This window comes from Synergistaceae bacterium (assembly GCA_017450125.1).
In the GTDB taxonomy this organism is placed as follows: domain Bacteria; phylum Synergistota; class Synergistia; order Synergistales; family Aminobacteriaceae; genus JAFUXM01.
The window spans coordinates 1-15,910 of sequence record JAFSWZ010000027.1; the positions used below are offsets into that span (position 1 = coordinate 1).

Annotated in this window: 15 protein-coding genes; 11 read left to right on the plus strand and 4 right to left on the minus strand. The window is 54.9% G+C overall.

The genetic code is table 11. The features are described from left to right. The 5 genes from IJT02_05665 to IJT02_05685 all read left to right on the plus strand — a co-directional run. On the plus strand, positions 1-604 hold a 604-nt coding region (locus tag IJT02_05665), incomplete at its 5' end, for a hypothetical protein (GenBank protein ID MBQ7544414.1). Between the two features lie 6 nt (positions 605-610). Beyond that, the gene (gene ftsY / locus IJT02_05670; GenBank protein ID MBQ7544415.1) at positions 611-1,537 is read left to right on the plus strand and encodes a signal recognition particle-docking protein FtsY; all 927 of its coding nucleotides are present in this window, start codon (positions 611-613) and stop codon (positions 1,535-1,537) included. After that, positions 1,524-2,468, plus strand: a complete 945-nt coding sequence (locus tag IJT02_05675; GenBank protein MBQ7544416.1) for a hypothetical protein — start codon at positions 1,524-1,526, stop codon at positions 2,466-2,468. Before ftsY ends, IJT02_05675 begins: the two co-directional genes overlap by 14 nt. Further along, positions 2,465-2,968: a DUF4416 family protein gene (locus tag IJT02_05680; GenBank protein ID MBQ7544417.1), complete on the plus strand. Its 504-nt coding sequence runs from the start codon at positions 2,465-2,467 to the stop codon at positions 2,966-2,968. The genes IJT02_05675 and IJT02_05680 overlap by 4 nt, the downstream gene beginning before the upstream one ends. Beyond that, the gene (locus tag IJT02_05685) at positions 2,952-3,422 is read left to right on the plus strand and encodes a hypothetical protein (protein MBQ7544418.1); all 471 of its coding nucleotides are present in this window, start codon (positions 2,952-2,954) and stop codon (positions 3,420-3,422) included. Before IJT02_05680 ends, IJT02_05685 begins: the two co-directional genes overlap by 17 nt. Here the strand turns inward: IJT02_05685 and pilM are convergent. From pilM to IJT02_05705, 4 genes are read right to left on the minus strand one after another with little or no spacing between them, the layout of a single operon-like run. Beyond that, positions 3,406-4,788, minus strand: coding sequence for a pilus assembly protein PilM (pilM, locus tag IJT02_05690; protein ID MBQ7544419.1), 1,383 nt, complete (start codon positions 4,786-4,788; stop codon positions 3,406-3,408). The two genes, IJT02_05685 and pilM, sit on opposite strands and share 17 nt — an antisense overlap. A 3-nt stretch (positions 4,789-4,791) precedes the next feature. Next, the gene (locus IJT02_05695) at positions 4,792-6,252 is read right to left on the minus strand and encodes a hypothetical protein (protein ID MBQ7544420.1); all 1,461 of its coding nucleotides are present in this window, start codon (positions 6,250-6,252) and stop codon (positions 4,792-4,794) included. Positions 6,253-6,255: 3 nt separating this feature from the next. Then, on the minus strand, positions 6,256-8,202 hold the full coding sequence (locus IJT02_05700) for an ATP-binding protein (protein ID MBQ7544421.1): 1,947 nt from the start codon (positions 8,200-8,202) through the stop codon (positions 6,256-6,258). Next, complete coding sequence (locus IJT02_05705; protein MBQ7544422.1) at positions 8,192-8,920, minus strand: hypothetical protein; 729 nt, start codon at positions 8,918-8,920, stop codon at positions 8,192-8,194. The genes IJT02_05700 and IJT02_05705 overlap by 11 nt, the downstream gene beginning before the upstream one ends. Positions 8,921-9,019: 99 nt before the next feature. Here IJT02_05705 and rsmH point away from each other — a divergent pair, with 99 nt between their 5' ends. The 6 genes from rsmH to IJT02_05735 all read left to right on the plus strand — a co-directional run bounded on the left by rsmH (position 9,020) and on the right by IJT02_05735 (position 15,819). Beyond that, positions 9,020-9,898 carry a 16S rRNA (cytosine(1402)-N(4))-methyltransferase RsmH gene (gene rsmH / locus IJT02_05710; protein ID MBQ7544423.1) on the plus strand — a complete coding sequence of 293 codons (879 nt, stop codon included), beginning with the start codon at positions 9,020-9,022 and terminating at the stop codon, positions 9,896-9,898. 72 nt (positions 9,899-9,970) lie between these two features. Next, positions 9,971-10,357 (plus strand): hypothetical protein, encoded by a 387-nt coding sequence (locus IJT02_05715; GenBank protein ID MBQ7544424.1) that lies wholly within the window; start codon positions 9,971-9,973, stop codon positions 10,355-10,357. 51 nt (positions 10,358-10,408) lie between these two features. Continuing rightward, the gene (locus IJT02_05720) at positions 10,409-12,046 is read left to right on the plus strand and encodes a penicillin-binding protein 2 (GenBank protein MBQ7544425.1); all 1,638 of its coding nucleotides are present in this window, start codon (positions 10,409-10,411) and stop codon (positions 12,044-12,046) included. Positions 12,047-12,080: 34 nt separating this feature from the next. Further along, positions 12,081-13,559: a UDP-N-acetylmuramoyl-L-alanyl-D-glutamate--2,6-diaminopimelate ligase gene (locus tag IJT02_05725; GenBank protein ID MBQ7544426.1), complete on the plus strand. Its 1,479-nt coding sequence runs from the start codon at positions 12,081-12,083 to the stop codon at positions 13,557-13,559. Further along, positions 13,556-14,902 (plus strand): UDP-N-acetylmuramoyl-tripeptide--D-alanyl-D-alanine ligase, encoded by a 1,347-nt coding sequence (locus IJT02_05730; protein MBQ7544427.1) that lies wholly within the window; start codon positions 13,556-13,558, stop codon positions 14,900-14,902. The genes IJT02_05725 and IJT02_05730 overlap by 4 nt, the downstream gene beginning before the upstream one ends. Next, on the plus strand, positions 14,893-15,819 hold the full coding sequence (locus tag IJT02_05735) for a phospho-N-acetylmuramoyl-pentapeptide-transferase (protein ID MBQ7544428.1): 927 nt from the start codon (positions 14,893-14,895) through the stop codon (positions 15,817-15,819). Before IJT02_05730 ends, IJT02_05735 begins: the two co-directional genes overlap by 10 nt. Positions 15,820-15,910: the final 91 nt, after the last annotated feature.

Sequence of the window (15,910 nt, forward strand, 5' to 3'; positions counted from 1 at the left end):
ATTAGACCAAGACGACATCAACGACGCTCACGACGCAGCACCCAGCTTTGACGACGACAGCGAAGACTTCATGTCCTCACTAGGTGAACTCGGTGAAGCCGCCTCAATCATCACTCACGACGAACCAGAGACCGAATCATTTCCACAACCAGCACCAACAGAAGAAGCAGAGAGGAAGAAAACTATGGGTATACGCGAAAAACTCAAGGCCAAGAAAGACGGAACTTCTCACGACTCATCACCCGCACCAGCGAAAAAATCTTCAGCCAGAAGCGGGGGTGGCGGAATACTCACACCCTTGCTCCTGATTCTCTTATTGGGCGTTATGGCCTTCGGTGTCTGGAAGCTTCAACAATTGTCGGACACCCTCACTGCAATAATGCTCAGTTCAGGCAGCCCCGGAGCTTTCACAGGAACAGCGGAACCGGTCAATCCATCCTACGATTACGCAATAGACTTCATTCTGGACCCAAACATCACCGAACGCATGGCCGCAAGAGGACGTGAAGGCTGGCAGGTCGTCGGGTCAAGGCGCACTCAGGACAGCACTACGGGACAATACGGCTACGAGTTCATATTCATGCGCAGGACCCCGGGAAGGTGATTAGCAATGGCATTATTCGCAAAGTTACGTGAACGCCTAAAAGGTGTGCGAGAAAAATGGAGCGGAAGTATCGCTAGGTTATTCTCGTCCTCAAAGTTTGAGCCTGAGTTCTGGGACAACCTAGAGGAACAATTAATCATGGGTGATACCGGCCTCGATTTCGCTGAAGAGATTATTGACACCCTAAAGCGCGAGGCCAAGAACAAAGCCGTAAAGACTCCCGAACAATTACGGGAGATCTTCACCCGCAGGATTACCGACGAACTTAATTCTGTTCCGGGAATGGGGCAGGGCTTCTCACTCACTAACAAACCCCTAGTCCTCCTCATGATCGGCGTGAACGGCAGCGGCAAAACTACCAGTGCCGGAAAGCTCGCGATGATGTTCAAGCGTCAGGGGAAAAGCGTAATCCTCTCAGCCGCAGACACCTTCAGGGCCGCCGCAGTCGAACAGCTCAAGATTTGGGGAGAACGTTCGGGAGTCAGGGTAATAGCTCAGGGCCAGGGGAGCGACCCGGCCGCCGTAGCTTTCGATTCGTGGAAGGCCGCAGAGAGTTCACGCGCCGATGTCCTAATCGTTGACACAGCAGGAAGGCTCCACGACAAACATAATCTCATGGAGGAACTGCGAAAGATTCACAGGGTGCTGCTGCGTGAGACAGGAGAGGACAGACTCGAGACCGTGCTAGTTCTTGATTCTGTGCTCGGCCAAAACTCTATCGCTCAGGCGGAGACGTTCAACAGCATAATTCCCGTGTCGTCGATAATCCTCACCAAGTACGACAACACTGCCAAAGGCGGAGTAGTCATCTCGATTGCGCGGAAGCTGAGGATCCCCGTAAGGTACATAGGCTTGGGCGAAGGTGAAGATGACCTCGACACGTTCAGCCCGGAAGATTTCGCCAACGCTTTGATGAACAGTGAACAGTCCTGAGAATTTCCCGTCCCTCACACCAGAATCTACACTGCTCTACTTTCTGCGGACGCTTTTCGGTTCTACGGCTGAATATGCCGTGTACATCCCTGACTCCGGCGATGTGATTGTCCTCAACAAGGGGCAGCTGGTGTTTCTCGTTGAGAGGGGCTGTGCGGACGCGATGATAAAATCCCTGCCCCAGCTGGTACAGCGGAACATCGTTCAGCCCGTCAACCCCGAGACGCTGGATTACCCGCAGGAGTTACGGGCACTCTACGTCAGCAGCACAGGCTCATTCACCGCCAGCCTCGAGACCGCGCTGTACCCTGATGAGCCGCAGTATCCCGAGTGGTGGAATGCTCCCGTGCCGTTCGCGCTCTCCTCGAGGGGGCTGCTCCGCCTCAACGACACTGCCCGCGAAATGTTCGGCTCAGGCCTTGAGCACATGAACGCCTACGAGCTCCCTGACCGCGACGAATTTATCGTGAGGCTAGACGGTCTCAACGGCACGAGGTTCATCGCTTTCCGCAAGCTGAGGCCGAGCATCTTCACGGTCGACGACTGCACGGAGGATCTCACGGACGCGCAGGACATGACGTGGTGGGCGGCAGTGGGTCAGGCGTGGGTGAAGGAGATTGAGGCGCAGGGCGGAAAGTGGCAGAGGCTGAGCGAGCCGCCGGAGAAGGGGAAGACTTTTCGTGCGTGCGAGTGGCAGGGACAGCTTCAGGGTTATCTCAGCGTCGAAATGCCAAGCCGGAAACGCAGAAAGAAGCCCGAAGAACCTGCTCCTCCTCAGAAAGAAGAACCAGCACCTGAAGTTCCGCAAGAGCCTGAAGATTCCGCGCTGAAGAATCCTGATGACGTTATCGGGAGCATCGGCCCGCAGGCAATGGCACTCCTAGCCGCCGGACAAACCAGAGACAACGGAGGAACATACTTTCAGCTATGACACCTAAGGTTAAGAGGATAACGGGGATACTTTTTCCAAGTGATGAGCTTATGCGGTGGAGCATCGGCAGGCTCGCGGAGATTTGGGGAACGCCCGAGCTCGTGAGCAGTCCCGTGCCGTTCGACAAGACGGATTACTATCACGACATTGCTCCTGAACTGTCGAGAGTGTTCGTGTGTTTTCCCGGAATGCTGAACCCTGAAGGCCTCGCTGACTGGAAGCACCAAGCAATAGAGATTGAGGCGCAGAGCCGCCAGCCCATCAGAGCAGTGAACATTGACCCGGGATATATTGACGGAGCAAGGCTTGTTCTCGCTTCGACGAAAGACCACGCGCACAGGATTTATCTTCGGGACGGGATATTCGCGGAAGTTACGATGCGCTACAGGTTCGGCGGGTGGAAGAGCTTTGACTACACGTTCCCGGACTTCGCCAGCGGTGTCTATGATGAGTTTCTCTCAGGTGCAAGGAGGCTGTGGCTCAATGAACGCGATGCGTAAGGTGCTGGTGGTGGCGTTGGTGGCGATGTTGTCGTCGTGCGCGTGTGCTCTGGAACTTCCGGCAACTGTCGGTGAGTGGCGGTGCGTGAATGAACATGTCGTGCCGCTGGTTGCTGAGGCTGACGGGTCGGAGCTCGGGCGTGTGGTATACAGGGATTACGTGAGGGAAGCTCCTGCTGGAAGCCTTCAGGTGATTCTGACGGAGGGCACGGGGACAGGAAGCCTTTACGTGCCGGAGCAGAGACGCGGCGCAAAAGGAGTTATGCCAGCAGACGCAGGGTACAAGATTGTTGACATAGGAGGCCGCAAAGGTATACTCGAACAACCGCCCCATCTGCCGGCAGTACTGGCAGTCAGCTTCAGTGAAAGCACTGTCATCACGATTGAGGCCAGCGCGCTCGATGAAGAAGGCATCGCAGAATTTGCAGTGAATATAATCACAGTACTTCCTTAGCCCTCAGGATAATCTTGAAGACTATCTGACCCGTCAGAGCCTTCTGCGACACAGGAAGCCTGACATCAGTGAACATGTCGCTTCTCTTGAGGCCGTCTGTCATTGTGAGTATGGCCTTCTCACTTGAAGCCTTGCCGTCCAGTATCACCGTAACTCCAGTCATTGCGTTGCGCGAAAAGTCCGCCTCCTCGAGCTTCACTCCTACCGTAGTGTGAGACTCGATAGCGTTCATGATCTCAAGGACGGGAATATCACTCCTCAAGAAGTCCAGAATCTTCTCCGTGTCCCTCTTCTTGGACTCGAGGTCTGTGTTGGTTCTCTGAAGCCTGTCGCGCTGTGCAAGAAGGTCGCTGTTGGCGATGCGTTTGTCCTCAAGTGCCGTCTCGAGGTCAGCTATCCTCATCCACGCGAAGGAGATAGTTCCCGCCGACAGCATGATGAACCCCACCAGCAGTCCCCAGAACAGCAGCCTGTTCGGGTTGAAGGAATACCTCCGGCGTTCAAGCTCAACGTACTCTGAGGGTCTGAGGTCCAGCCTCTGCACGTCAGGTTCTCCCCTCAGCGCGAGACCCCGCGCCGCGAAAAACTCGTCAGTGATGTTGACGATCTCCATCCCAGAGTCGCTGCCTACCTGAAAGTTCAGTCCCTCGAGTATAAGCCTGCCCACCCTGTCGTGCCTGTACTGCGTCGCCATGAACTGCATCGTGTTAAGGATGTCCTGTGCTCCGTGAAGGTTGTTCGCCGCGCGGTAGAAGATTCCGTTTCCGTTGTAGAGCGCGACGATGCTTGAAGGGTCAGCGAAGAGGCTCAGACCCTCCCTAGCTTCCGGGATTGCGCGGAGCATCGAGAAATTCAGCGGTTCAAGCGCACCGGCAGGAAGACCGCACTTTCTGGCGACACCAAGCAGACGCTCGACCATCTCCCTCTTGGCCGAGACCGCCATAATTGTTATCTCCTCGCGCTCGTGAACATCCGCAGGGGTCATGACGCGTATTGTGTCGAAGACTGCATCAGGGCGCGGGTAGGGGAAATACTCCTCAAAGTTCAGGTCAATCGTTCCGCGAACGTCATCAATGCTCATGTTGGGCATGTTGAGGAGGCGTATTATCGTGTCTCCGCTGGGAAGGCCGATGACTACGGGCTCGCGCAGACGGCCTATGACCTTGTAGAGCTGGGCAAACGCAGTCTCGAGAATGCCGAAGTCCTTTATCGTGTTATTTATCACACAGCCTTCACCGAGCGGAACTGTCTCTTGGCGGAAGATTGTCTGCTCCTCGTCGATCTCGATGAAGCGCAGGCAGTCAGCGTGTATCGCCAGTCCTGCGGAGTTGCGCTGTATCGGGTTCTTCCTTATTGTCAGCGGCATGGCTCAATACCAGAACTCGTGAAATGACTTCACTTTTACGTCGGTGTCCGAACTGTGGACGAGCACCTGATACATCAGGGAGCGTCTGCCGTCATTCGCAGCATCCGTGTGGGGCTCGAAGACCCTGACGAGGTAGTACTTCCCATCGCTGGAAGCGGTCTTGACGGGCGGGAAAATCATCTTGTCGGGATTCTTGACGTTGTTGTCCCATTCTGTGCTGTGCTCCCTGCTTAAATCATCGTCGCTTAGCGTGTAAGCAAGATCGTAGATCACGGCCTTGATGTTGTGGGTGTACGTGGTGTTAGTTACGCTGCGCTTGTCCTCTGAAGCTATCCTCTGCTCGGCGAAAGATAAAACAACGCTGCTGACATTGCGGAAAGATGCCTCGTCCGACAAAACATCCAGCGGACGCAGTCCGTGCTTCTTAACGAGCTCCAGAGCATCACTCAGACGCTTGTCCATAGCAACACGCTGCTGAACTGCATCAACCTGCGCCGTGAGGTTGTCCTGCGAAGTCCGCGCGAAGAAAAACACCTGAGCCATTATCATCATCGCCGCAAGGAAGAACACCAGCACGTTTATCATCGACGCACCCGGCCTCTTCCTGAACTTCCCTGCCCAGTCAGCGGCACAGGTATCCTTGAACCTGCACACCTTGCACAAATCTTTATCCCTCAAAATTTCCGGCAGCCTCCTTAGTGTTATTGTGCTGAATGCCGAGTGAAACAGTCCCGGCAGTCCTGAACGTATCATGTCCTTCACGCTTGAAGGCGAGAACACGTCAGGTTCTTTGTCTCCGTCATCGAGGTAGATTATCTCGACGGAAGGAACAATGCCCGTTATTCTGGCTATCAGCCACGCGTAAACCAAACTCTGTGAGAGCGGAACAGCCAGGTCGCTCTTGCTGTAACCCTTGAACTCGAACAGCCGGGCTTCTGCCTTGTCGGGGTTGAACATCAGCGCGTCGTAGCACCCCCTAACTACGAGCCGGCCTTCTCCGGGAAAATCATACCAGCTTTGCAGCTTCGTTTCCGGCTGAAGGAATACCCTCCTCATGTTCTGTTCTGGGTTTCTGACTAATGAGGGTATCTCAGCAAAAAATTCTGCCATCGCTTTCACCCACACCGTTACGCCACGTGCCGCCGCCATTATCTGTTCTGCTGTGTAGTCCCCTGAGTGTTTCTCGACGAACGGCATGAAGATTTTTCCGCGCACGAACTCTTCAAGCTCTGCTCTGCCCCCCGCGACCGCACGGACTATTCCGGCGTGAAGTGGATTGCGGGAGTCCGAAGCGGCCTCGAAGAACATGCGGGCTATATTCTTGTGGAACATTGAGCCGTATGCGTGTCCGCTTCCCTTGATGCCGACCTTCCACGCGTCCTTCTCGCCCATGTGGATTTTGTAGCCCAGAAGGGCAGGGCATCTCTGGCACAATGCAAGGTCGCTGACGTTTATGCGTAACATCGTTTAGACCAGACCGATCATGATCTCGCCGCTCTTGGACGTGTAAGTCCTGAAACTGTCCCTGCTGTTCTTCAGGAAACCCATAAGCTCCGGGCGGGTTACGCGTATCTTTCTGCGTTCGAGGGCGTTAATAGCCTTGTCGGTTGTCAGCAGCTTCATCGGTGAAGACTTGATGATGCTCATCAGGTTGACCTTGAGGATGTCGGGCTCAATGACGGGCACTTGAGGCGGAACAGCAGGCTCTGTCTGCTTCGGCGCAACGTCGGAGAAGATGCCCGGCAGGAGCTCGAGGCTCGCGGCAAACTCATACAAATCATCAATAGTTGCCGCCCTGTTTCCCGACGACAGGTACAGATCCACATCACCGCCAGCTATCTGGTTCACCAACGCAGTAAGTGCGTACCAGTCAGCGCGTGTATTGTTGTCGAGGATCACGACTTTCCCGCCGAGAGGCTCGAAGATTTCTTGCTGCTCGACAAACTTCTTCCAGCTGGCTTTGTGCGTCCTTGACTCGGTGATGTAGAAGCATACTCCGTCGCTGTACTCCTTCAGGAACTGTACTCCCCTCTTTATCCCTGCCGCCGCAGTAGAATAGTTCTTGGCCGTTATGATGGGGAAGGCGTAGCGTTTGTCCATGAACGTACCTTTCAGCATGATGTATTTTCCGTCTCCAGGTGCCGTCTCGAAACCGTCGTGAGATTCCAGCCAAACCTTCAAGGCTGAAGCAAGGTGCACAGGGTTCGGAAGCCACGCAGCGGGCTTGTCGATGATTCTGGAACGTTCGGTGTCGTAGATGTTGCGAAGTGTCGAGATGATCTCTTCGTCGTCAGTAGTCGTGCCGGAGGTCATTATTATGTGGTCTGCCAGCTTTATGACCATTCGCGGAGAACAGTCGGACACGAGGACGTTATCCATGCGGCTCACAAGCCACTTGTACTTCTCCTCCACTCCTTCCGTGAACGACGCGGCTAACCTGCTTTTCACTAGCTGCCTTGCCTGAGCGGGAGAACAGCTCTTCATCGTCATCTTGTGGTGTTCCAGACGCTGGACAGCCGACGTGTCCAGTTCAGGCCTCAGCAGGTCGTTCCAGAGGTCGGCTCTGGAGAAACACAGCGGAATCATCCCCGAAATGTCATTCATCATGAAGCTGATAGTGTCGCCGAAAACATGGATTAATGCCTTGTCCCTTATCGGCTCAAACTGGTCGAAGCACACCACCATAGAGACCTTTGCGTAGGACAGCATGTACCCCAGAGACAGCATGAATTTCCGCGCTGTCCCCTCACATTCCGCGTCATCCATTGCATGAGGGTTTCTGAGCGGCAGGCCAAGACTCAGCGATTCTTCGTCATCGAGGCCGTCCCTCAGCCACTCGAAGAGCTGTAGCCTCGTCATATCGTCGGAAGTTCCCATGTACAGCAGAATGCACTTGAGAAAATCCTTGTTGATACCGCGCATGTCCTTCATGAGGTAAACCCTGCGATCCAGCTTCGTGAGGTCAGTGAAGCCGTCGTCCTCCCTGTGTTCGCGGTAAGAATCCATCATCCTGCTCAGCAGCATGTCGAACTGTGAATGTCCTCCGCTGTGAGCCTGTTCGAGGCTGAGGAGTATCTCGCTCCAAATATCTTGCGTGATCGTTTTTGGGCTGGTGAAGGCTTTTGCTGTCTTGACTGCCGCGAATATCATCGGCCTTGCATTGTCCCGGAGTCTTCGGAGTATTCGCGCCAGCATATGCGTTTTGCCTGCCCCGGGCTCTCCCAGAATCAGGCCTCCGATGGGCATTTCCGGGTCTCTGCGCTTGTGCAGCAACAACTGTTCTATCTCCTCTGACGTGCTGCTGTTGAGCTGTGCAAGGTCTGAGTTCTTGTTCTCGAACGGTGAAGGCGATGATGATGATATGAACGGGTTGTTCTCCCTGAGCTGTTCAAGTATCGCGGCACTATCTGACATTCCAGGTTACCGTCCCCATGAGGTAATTAAGCTCGTTCACGAAGGAGTCCTGAACCTCGTCAGGGGTCATCAGATGCTCATCGCCTATGTGCATCTGTATTATCTCCTTGTCGCGGAGAGTCTTCAGCATCTGGTCGAACACATCGCGCGGCCAGTTGAGCTTCCTTCTGAGGTCGCATATCCTCACGAAAACTCTGCCCCTGTCCAGTTCATCGAACGCTTCACGGAACTTCCCGCGCGTGTACTCTACCGACTGCTCAGGCAGTTCCTCCGAAGGCTCGTATATGTGTCTGTCGATCTCTGCCGAGAATATCTGCGGCTCAAGTTTCTCGTTGTACAGCGTCTTTATCTTCCCGGTTTCCTCAAGCTCATTGAGGATTGACCTTATGTCCGACCGCGCAAAGGGCTTGAGTACAGCCGCCAGAGCTTTGGGACTGACCGGCTTTGAGGGCGAGAGCTCCGCCAGCACGAGTTCTGCGGGGTCGCAGGGCGTCATCAGGAACTGCGTGCTCCCCTTCCTGCGCAGAACAAACCTGTCCTCAAGAATACCCTCCAGCTTCTTCATCAGTATCTTGACGGGAGTCTTGCTCTTGATGCCCAGCTTGTCCCTGAGATTTGCGCTCATCTGCGAAGCAAGTTTCGACATCGCAATAAACCCCTTGTTCTTGTCCAGTATCGCCTGAATCATGTCAGGTATATTCTTCACGTCATTCGGCATGACTGATCTTGCACCCCTTTACCGTTATTCTGTTAATCGTTGGGAATGGCTATAATTTTATCGCAGTATCATCATATTCACAAAGAAGGCAGGCTCCCCATAATGCATCACGAACCGGTAATGATAACTGAAGTCCTCTCGCTTATCGAAGCCCACCCCCACCAGCGCATACTCGACGGCACTCTCGGGCTCGGCGGCTACTCTCTGGCGTTCCTCGAACACTTCCCCTCATGCTCGGTGCTCGGTGTTGACCGCGACGCACAGGCACTGTCCTTCGCGCGCGAAAGACTCTCTGGTTACGCTGAGAGGTTCAGGGCACTTCACGCAGAGTTCGGGAGCCTCGCAAACTTTGAGGACTGCAGGGACAATGACGTGTATGTCTTCGATCTCGGTGTCTCGAACATGCAGCTGACCCTTCCCGAGCGCGGCTTCTCCTTCCAGAACGACGGCCCGCTGGACATGCGCATGAACCCTTCCTCAGCCTCACCCACCGCCGCAGAACTCCTCAGAGACAGCGACGCTGAGACGTTAGCGCGAATCTTCTGGACTTACGGCGAGGAGCGGCACGCACGCACAATCGCTCAGGCAATCAAGCACTCACGCACTCCCATCACCACAACAGCCGAACTCGTGAGCGTGATACGTTCCGCACTCCCTCAGCCCCTACAGCGGAAGATGGGCACTCACCCCGCACGCAGAGTCTTCCAGGCTCTGAGAATCTACGTCAACGACGAAGCAGGAGAGCTCGAACGCCTCATGAACACGCTCCCTTCTCTTTCCCGCAACGCGCTGGTAATCTTCGTGTCCTATCACTCGCTCGAGGACAGAGTCATCAAGCACACTTTCCGGCAGTGGCAGGCAGACGGCAAAGGCAGAATCATCACGCGTCATCCCCTGACTCCTTCAGACGAAGAGACCGCAGATAACTATAAGGCAAGGAGCGCAAAGCTAAGGGCATTTTGTCTAATTCATGACTAGGTATTTTCTGCAAAGTGTGCTATCATTCTTTCACACCAAAAAAAATTTCATAGAAACCGGGGGCGAAGGGAAGTGCATAAGACTAACACTAACAGCACCGCAAAAATCGGGACAGGCATTAAGTTTTTAGCGGCCTTCATTGTTTGCGTCGGTCTTGTGATCGGTCTCGGGATACTGCGATTTCATGCGGCACGTCTCGCGTATTATCTTGAGTCCATCAATCAGTCCATACAGAATTATTCAGACGAAGAAGTCATTTTGCGCCAGGAACTGTCCGCACTTGTTGCACCAATCAGAATCTACAGCTACTGCCGCGAGAGTCTCGGAATGCAGAAGGTTCTCAAGGCCGAAACCCTACCTGTACGTACACGCTCTACATCGCTTGCCGCCTCAAGAAAAACAACTCCGACCGTCCTTCAAGGCTGGCGGTCAGGGCTGGCTTGGCTGTTTGGACGTTAAACTCTCATGGCAAAGCAGAAATCTTCTCAAGGGGGCGGCAACCCCTGGTCATTGTTCGTACTATTCTTCACGATCATCAGCGTAACACTCGTAGCCCGGCACTGCTACCCTGAAACAAGAGTGCTTCAGCAATCACGGCATCAGTACTGGCGGAAAATCATCCTCAGGTCAACGCGCGGAATAATTCAGGACTCCAGAGGCAACGCACTCGTTATCTCCGAGACAAAGCCGATGTTCGCTGTAGACCCGAGCAAGCTGACTTCCGCAGACCTCGAAGGCCTGGCACAGATACTCTCACCTGACGTAATGGAAAAAGTTTACGCCGCGATGAAGACAACCTCGCAGTTCACGTGGATAGCCCGCAAACCTTCAGAGAGCGAGGCCGAAAAACTCTCCGAGCTCCGCAAGAACAGCCGCGCAATAATTCAGCAGGACGTACCCTACAGAAAATACACCAACAATGGATTGATGGCTCATGTCTTGGGCTTCTGCGACACAGACAACAAGGGTCAGGCAGGCATTGAGCAGGCGTGGGACTCTACGCTCTACAACCCTCCCGGCGAAAAGATAGTAGTCCGAAGGATGGGCAGTCAGACAGCGTCGCTCATGGAGCACACTCAGGAACGCCGGACAGTTACGCCGACAGTAACTTTGACGCTCGACAGCCGGATTCAGTACGTTGTGGAGAAGCACCTCTTCAAGGCCGCGCGGGACAACGGCGCGAAGTGGGCAGTGTGCATCTGCATGAACCCGATGACGGGAGAAGTCCTCTCGATGGCGAGCTACCCGACCTATGACCCGCAGAACCGCAAGACCATCACCGACGAAGCTCTCGTGAATGCCGCCATAAGCATGGGTTACGAGCCCGGCTCGACGTTCAAGCCGATATACATGGCGATAGCGTTGGACAGGGGCATTGTGAGAAGGGACGAGATGTTCTTCTGCCCGGCCAAGCTCAAGGTTGCCGACGGCTTCATCAGGGAGTCGGACGCACGCATAGCACTTGGCCAAGTCGACACAGCACAGCTCCTCGTGAAGTCCTCGAACGTCGGAATGGCACAGATAGGCATACGAGCAAACAACGTGAAGACCTACGAGAGCCTGTCTGCACTGGGTTTCGGGCACGAGACGGACATAGAGCTTCCCGGAGTCTCACGCGGGATTCTTCAGTACCCCGAGAGCTGGCGAGGAATTACCCCCGCGAACATCGCGATAGGTCAGGGGCTTGCTGTTACGCCCCTTCAGCTTGTTACGGCAATGGCGGCTGTCGTGAACGGCGGAAAGCTCATGAGCCCGTACATCGTCAAGGAAGCAGTGAACTCGCTCGGTGAAGTGGTCTACAGGGGAGAACCGAAAGTCATGCGCGAGGTTATGACTCCCGAGACTACGGAGTGGGTACGCAAGGCGATGCGCCGGGTAATCCTCGAAGGCACGGGCAAGAAGGCGGCGACGAAGCTCACGAACGTTGCAGGCAAGACAGGCACTGCGCAGGTTGCGGGCAAAAAGGGCTACGCGGCAGGAAAGTACGTCGGGTCGTTCATCGGTTTCTGGCCGTACGAAGACCCCAAGTACCTCATGCTTATTGCGATAGGCGAACCGTCAAGCGGAAGGTACTACGGCGGCGAGGTAGCTGCTCCCGTGTTCAAAGCAATAGTTGAAGAAATGGCGGAACTCGAATATTATTCATAGCACTAAATCTCCAGCGAAGGCAGGTTAATATTCTTTGAGTACAACATTCGGGGATGTCCTGAAATTCATACAGAGCCGGAATGAGAACACCAAAGCCTGTGTGAGGTCTCAGGACGATTTTTTTGTACAGATTGACGACGTAATTTCGGACAGCAGAGAGGTCAGGCCGGGCACTCTCTTTGCGTGCATAAAGGGCGAAACTTCCGACGGACACGACTACGTCAGAGCCGCAGAGAAAGCCGGAGCTACCGCTCTCCTCTGCGAGCGTGAAGTAGACTCGATTCTGCCGCAGATCGTGGTCTCGAAGGTGAGGGAGTATCTCGGCGACACAGCTTCGTTCGTCTACGCCAACCCGTCAGGAAAGCTCCTCATGGTCGGAGTTACGGGCACTAACGGCAAGACCACGACGACCTACATCATCAGGAGCATACTTCAGGCGGCTGGAATGAAGGTAGGCCTGCTCGGCACAATCATCGAGAGCGACGGAGTAACCGAGAAGGACGCTGACCGCACCACGCCTGAGAGCGCGATTGTTGAACGCCAGCTCGCCCGCATGGTCAGCAACGGATGTTCCGCCTGCGTGATGGAGACTTCATCGCACGGGCTGTATCTGGGAAGGTTGAAGGGTGCGCGCTATGATGTGCCTGTGTTCACGAACCTCTACCCTGAGCATCTGGACTTCCACAAGGACATGGAGCACTACTTTGACGCAAAAACTCTGCTGTTCACGACGTACGCAAAGCCGGGCTTTCTGGGGGCGGCGAATTACGATGACCCGTGGGGCAAAAGGATTCTCGCGCGGTTTCCTGAGAGAGTTCGCGGCTTCGGACTGACCAACGGAGCACAGTTCAGCGTTGTGGGCTCAACAGCAACGCTCGACGGCACGGACTTAGTGATTCAGCGTGAGGGTTTCGGGAGCATCTCGATCACCAGCCCGCTAGTCGGGGACTTCAACATCATGAACACTCTCTGTGCTGTTACGGCAATGACGAGCCGCGTCGATGCAGAAGCCATCATGGAAGGTGTCGCTAACGTCCCGCAGGTTCCAGGCCGCCTAGAGCGCATTGACCTGCCTAACGGAGCATGTGTGTTCGTGGACTTCGCGCACACGCCGTCGGCCTTGAGGAGCGTTCTCGGGACGATACGTAAGCTCTCGGGCAAGGACAGGCGTATCGTGTCGGTGTTCGGGCACGGAGGCGGACGCTACCAGCAGAACAGGCCGGAACTTGGCCGGGCGGCATCAGAGTTCGCGAACGAGATAATCATCACTTCCGACAACGCCCGCAGTGAAGACCCAGCCGACATCGCTAAGGCAATCGCGGAGGGCGCGAGCATTCCTTACAGAATAATCACCGACAGGCCCGAAGCCGTACGCGTCGGCCTCGAGAGCCTTAAGAAGGGGGACATTCTCGTCATTACGGGGAAAGGCCCGGAGAAGTTCATCACCATCAAGGACAAGAAGATACCGTTCAACGACGCTGAGGCAGTGAAGACGTGGAGGGACTCGCAATGAGCAACATGAAGCTGTGTGAGCTTTTTGAGGGAATAGATAGCACGCTGGAATTTCCGAATCACCTTGCGACTGACAGCAGGGACGTGCTTCCCGGCGGTGCGTTTGTTGCGCTGGAAGGCGAGAAGACTGACGGGCACAAGTACATTCCGCAGGCAATAGAGAGGGGAGCAGGGTTATTGATTGTCAGGAAGGGCAAAGCTCCCGAAGGCGTGAACATCCCGGTGATTGAGCTCGACAATCCCGAGCGCGACCTCGCCGCAACTGCCTCACGGAAGCTCAGAGCACGCAATCTTCACGACGTAATAGCGATAACCGGCAGTGTCGGCAAGACCACAACGCGCGCCGCCCTGCAGAAGGTTTTGTCGCCTCACTTCGTCCTTCACGCGCCGGAGAGGAGCTTCAACACCCTCATAGGCTGCACCGCAACGATAATGGCAATGCCGCTCGAGACGGAAATAGTGATTCTGGAGTTCGGGGCAAACAAGCCCGGAGAGATACGCGAGCTCACAGAGTATTTCCCGCCGACAATCGCAGTGCTTACCGCCGTTGCACCTGTTCACCTTGAAGGTTTCGGGAGCGTTGAAGGCGTGCTGAACGAGAAGCTGGAGATAGTTCACTCAACGTCAATCAGCAAGATAATCTACAACCACGACAACGAATATCTTGCGGAGGCTTTCCGTTACGTAGTGAAGTCAATGGGTGTCGGCGAATGGAGAGATTCTGATTTCGTTCTTGCCGTCGACAAATCGGAGTACACGCTTCCTGCGCTGTCGTTCGTGCTGGCTCACAGAGAATCGCAGGAGATTGCGCGCTTCACCGCCAACATCTGGGGCAAACACAACGCAATGCCTCTCGCCCTCGCCGCATCAGTCGGGCACGAGCTCGGGATTGACCTTCAGGAGTCGGCGGATGCTCTCTCTGAGTTCCAGGCACTCGAAGGCAGAGGAAGAGTATTCATCCTCGACAACGGGCACAAGTTCTTAGTTGATGACGCGTACAACGCAAACCCCGCCTCAATGCGCGCATCGCTTGAAACATTCAGCAAGGTAGTGTGCGCTGGGAAAGTTGCAGTGCTCGGCGAGATGCGGGAGCTCGGTGAAGATGCGGCCAAGTATCACGCAGAGCTTGCTCCGCTGTTCGAGGGTATTGACGGCGTGATTCTTGTCGGGGAAATCTGGCGCGAAGCATTCAGCGGGGATTCAGGGTACATTTTCGTCGATGACTGGCAGGAAGCCTTGAAGGCCGTCAACGAGATAACATCATCGCGCGAGATTCAGGGAGTGCTGGTGAAGGGCTCACACAGCATAGGCCTCGAAAACGTCGTGAGGGAATTATGTTCCTGAAGGGATTTATGTTCTTCGCGCTGAGCAACATTCTGCAGTACTTCTGGATAAAGTACCAGAGGCACGAGCACATCACCCAGCAGCAGAAATGGTACGGCGTGAACATAGACAACGAAATCAAGTCAAAGACTCCTTCGATGGGGGGAGTCGTTTTTTTGTGGCTGGGACTTCTCGCGCTCGTGCTCAATCACTCTCTCGACTCGCTGCTTTTCTGGTCGCTGCCGATACTCAGCGGGCTTATCGGGTTCATCGACGACTGGCTGAAATTCAGGACGCACACGAGCGAGGGTTTTTCCAGTCTGGCCAAGCTGAAGCTCCAGCTCCTCCTGTGCGGAGTGTGGGTTGTGCTGGTGTTCCTGCGCGGAAGAATGGGACTCTGGCCGGGAGTGTATGACGGCGGCGGGTGGATTGCGATGCCTCTGGCGTTCCTGATGACTGCCGGGACAATAAACGCAGTGAACATCACCGACGGACTTGACGGCCTCGCGGGCGGGAGCTTCCTCGTGTCGCTGGGAGTGATGCTGATTCTCCTGCCGACAGACGCGCTGAACGCTGATGTGATGATTGAGCTGTTCTTCATGGTCGCGGGCTTCCTGTTCTACAACACGCGGCCGGCAAAAACCTTCATGGGCGACACGGGCTCTCACTTTCTGGGCGGAGCACTGGCGGCGTTGTGCGTGATGAACGGGCGCAGTCTGGCGATAATTCCGGCGGGGTTCATCTTCAGCGTTGAGATGCTGAGCTCGGCGGTACAGATTTTCACGATACGCAAGCTCAACCGCAAAATCTTTCTCATGGCACCTCTGCACCACCATTACCAGAAGAAGGGCATGGACGAGACGGCGGTAACCTTGAGGTTCTGGCTCATACACGCTGTCGGGGCTGTGATGCTGTCGCTGGTGCTTATCGGGCTGTGAGGAAGTACATCCCTGAATAATTATGAATGCTTGTAGAAATTCAGGATTAGGCTTATCATTTACGTGTTCCATGACAATTTCTCATATAAAT